Genomic DNA, 3,970 nt, shown 5'->3' with positions numbered 1-3,970 from the left:
CAAATGGGAAGAACTCTACGGCGCTAATCCGTCCGAACGTTCCCTTTCATTGCGTTTAGCGGGAATTATTGAGCGCGCTTATCAACAGACGGGACAGCGTGTCGTCATCCTTGTGGACGAGTATGATAAACCTATGTTGCAAGCCATCGGCAATGAAGCCTTGCAACGTGAGTTCCGCAATATGCTGAAACCCTTTTACGGGGTGTTGAAGACTTTGGACGGTTGCATCAAGTTCGCTTTGCTGACGGGAGTTACGAAGTTTGGTAAGATAAGTGTGTTCAGTGACCTGAATAATCTGGACGACATTTCGATGCGGAACACATACGTTGAAATCTGTGGTGTCAGTGAGCGGGAAATCCATGAGAATCTGGAAGCGGAACTTCACGAATTTGCCGAAGCGCAGGAATTGACGTATGAGGCCCTCTGTTCACGCCTGAAAGAGAATTATGACGGTTATCATTTCACGCATAACTCCATAGGTATCTATAATCCTTTCAGTCTGCTGAATGCTTTCAAATATAAGGAGATCAGTAACTATTGGTTTGAGACGGGTACGCCTACTTATCTTGTGGAATTGTTAAAGCGTAATCATTATGATTTGGAACGCATGGCGCACGTACAGACTGATGCTGATGTTCTGAATAGTATCTATGGCGACGAAGACCCCATTCCTGTGATTTTTCAGAGTGGGTATCTCACCATAAAGGGTTATGACAAGGAGTTCGGCCTTTATCGTCTCGGCTTCCCGAATAGAGAGGTAGAAGAGGGTTTCATCAAGTTTTTGGTACCTTTTTATACCCGGCTCAGTAAAGTAGAGGCTCCTTTTGAGATACAAAAGTTCGTGAAGGAGTTGCGTGCCGGAGACGTTGACTCTTTCTTCAGCCGTCTTCGCAGTTTCTTTGCGGATACCCCTTACGAGCTGGTGAGTGACTTGGAGTTGCACTATCAGAATGTGCTTTTCATCATTTATAAACTGTTGGGGTTTTATGTCAATGCAGAGCGCCACACTTCGGACGGGCGCATTGACCTGGTGTTGCAGACGGACCGTTTCATCTATGTGATGGAATTCAAGCTGGACGGCACCGCCGAGGAGGCCATGGCGCAGATTAACGAGAAAGGCTATGCACAGCCTTTCGAGAAGGATAGCCGTCAACTGTTCAAGATTGGCGTGAACTTCAGTAACAAGACGCGAAACATTGAGAAGTGGATTGTAGAGAAGCAAAGTTGATTTAGGAGGATATATCCGAAAAAAGATATTTGTCATTAAGTTTTCCGTCCCGCCCCATGCACAGAAGTGCATGAGGCGGGACGGTTTGTTTTCCTATGTTCCGGCAATTGTATGGATGATATAAATTTTATAATGATATGAAACAGACATTGAACGATTTTTTTTATTTGTTTTTAGGGCTGATAGCCTTTTGTTGCAGCCTTTCCGGTTGCGATGATAGTATTGATGTTCCAATGACTCCGGTTGATGAACACGAACAGGTTCCGGTTTTGTTGTCTTTGGATTTTTCCGCTGAAGCGGATGGTTATACTCCCGTTCCGGGCTCCCGTTCCGGGCTCCCGTTCCGGGCTCCCGTTCCGGGCTCCCGTTCCGGGCTCGCCTCGAAGGGGGCAATGCCCCCTTCGAGGCGAGCCTTTGCCCCAGTGTCAGCACCCGCTCGGATCTCTCCGATACTCCGGACGCTTTGTACTACCTGGAAGTGCATCAGTATGACAGTACTACCGGTGCCCGCATAGGCGGCAAAACGGATTTTGCCACGTCCACCACCATCGGGCAAACAATCACAGTGCCCATGGCCGACCGGGATGATTGCCACTTGGTAATCATTGCCCGCGGAAAAACAGGAATCGCGCCAACTTTAGGAACCAAGACATTGAAAGAAGTACAGAATATGACAGTCAGTTCATCAACCATTAAGGATATCGATCCGACGAAACAGGACGACATCAACAAAATGCCTTATGTGCTCCATCTGGAACATGTGCAGGTGAAACAGGTCGGTGGCGTGTGGACTATTCAAAGCCCCGAAGGATCTGCCGATGTCCGCCTGCGCCTCAAACGCTTGGCGGCACGTCTGACTGTAACCTGGAACTACAGTGCGGCTGACTTCGAACTGAAACAAATCATGTTGCAATCCGTTCCCCTGAACTACTCGCTGGTGGATGCGCCCGACAATGCGGGCTGTTTCCCGTCTATCGTAAGCCAGTTTACAACCTATGTCATTCCGACGACCGATGCCACCAAAACGTCCGGGACACTTTCTTACTGGGTTCCCGCCAATGTACGCGGTATAAAAGCGGAAGCTGGTACGGACGAGACACGTTATAAAGATACCGCTCCGCAAGGCAGTACTTTCATTAGTTTCACCGCCGAAAACACCGCTGATAGCAAGAAAAAATTGGAGTATCGCGTTTACGTCGGCACCGGCAAAAGCACTGACTTCAATCTACGTAGTAATACAAACTACAACTATCAGGTGAATTTCAACCATACGTCTATCCCACTGAATGACAAACGTATCACCTACATCGACCCTATTCCTGCTTCGCAGAGCAATGATAACTTTGTCCCCACCGCCAACTGTTTTATGGTGGAGCCGGGTGGAGCTTTCTGCTTCGATCCGTTTAAATACCGTCAGGATGGAGCGGATATTGCAAACTCAAAGCTGATAGAATGGGCCGGGAATCGGGGTGGCATCGCCTATGTGAAGCTTCTTTGGCAGACCCGTGAGAGTGGTGACGTGGGCGATCCTGTCATTGGCATAGCAAACAGTGCGACCGACCACACCAATATCGTGGAAGCGTTGAAAACTGTGGATGGAACTTCCCTCAGCAAAACGAATACTGCCACGGCTGCCGGTCAATGCCGCATTTATTGCCGTGTGTCGTCTGCTGCCAAAGGGGGCGGAAACGGAGTGATTGCCGCCTACGACGTGAACGATGCGATTCTTTGGAGTTGGCACATCTGGGTCACCGACTACAAACCCGATGCGACCGGCAGTGAAACCGTGTTGGAACCGAGCACGAAGCGGAAGCAAAAATATGCCTACAGGAGTGACATTAACAGCTTTCCAATGATGGATCGCAATCTGGGTGCGCTGGAAGGCTATACCTCTGTGCCCGCTGACGAAGTAGCTAAATCGCGTGCTAACGGATTGCATTACCAGTGGGGACGAAAAGACCCGTTCTTGGGCAGCTATACCACGAAAAGTATAAATTCCGTAGCAATCGTAAGCGGATCTGCCACGCCGACGAATGGTTTGCAGAATGCGTATGGACCGGACGGATATACATTCTTTCCGCGTAGCAGTACGAGTGCCACTTCCGGTGACAAGCTGGAATATTCATTTAAAATACCGACTACGGTTTACGATAGAGCAACAAGCAATAGCTATGTGAATGCGGCTCTGTGGGGAGCGAGTAAGTCGGCGCCGAAAACATTATACGATCCTTGCCCGCAAGGTTGGCGTGTGCCGGAATACACTACTTTTTTTCATTTATTCTCGGACGATTATGCAGGTAGTGAATCCGATAGAAACGCTGATAATGCTGCATTGCGTTCGGTTCCGGCATCAGATGATGCGGGTTATGCCGATTATTGGAAGAAGGGCACAGGTGCCGGAATATACAATGATGGTGGAGTATTGATAAAATATGATGCTACGGATAACACTACTTACTATCGTCTTACCGGGTATCAGGAAACAGTCAATGCTTTCAACTATATCGGTTTGTATGCTAATGTCTGGGGGATTGGTGGCTTCAATTCAACGCGAGTCTCTGGATTCTCAGTGAACTGGGGGGCTTCATTAGGTGGCAATAAAGCTATTTATGCTCGTATGGTTGGTATGTTCTGGCAGGTATCTGATGCCCAGAATGTGCGTTGCATACAAGAAAAAGAATAGAATTAATCTATTATACATTCGCTCTTTGACATGCTGGAATAACGGAAAACAATTGCTAT

2 protein-coding genes are annotated in these 3,970 nt (G+C 48.2%); both read left to right on the top strand.

Features of this window, described 5'->3' with window-relative positions; translation table 11 throughout:
• Positions 1–1,228: AAA family ATPase (locus DWW10_RS25745; RefSeq protein ID WP_118487421.1), on the top strand; the 1,228-nt coding region annotated here is incomplete at its 5' end.
• A 463-nt stretch (positions 1,229–1,691) separates the two neighbouring features.
• A complete protein-coding gene (locus tag DWW10_RS25735; protein WP_147350495.1) occupies positions 1,692–3,911 on the top strand; it encodes a DUF4906 domain-containing protein in 2,220 nt (739 codons plus the stop codon).
• Positions 3,912–3,970: the final 59 nt, after the last annotated feature.

The organism is Bacteroides intestinalis, assembly GCF_003464595.1.
GTDB lineage: Bacteria > Bacteroidota > Bacteroidia > Bacteroidales > Bacteroidaceae > Bacteroides > Bacteroides intestinalis_A.
The sequence above is the reverse complement of the archived record's forward strand: the minus strand, read 5'-3'. Positions and strand labels throughout refer to the sequence as shown.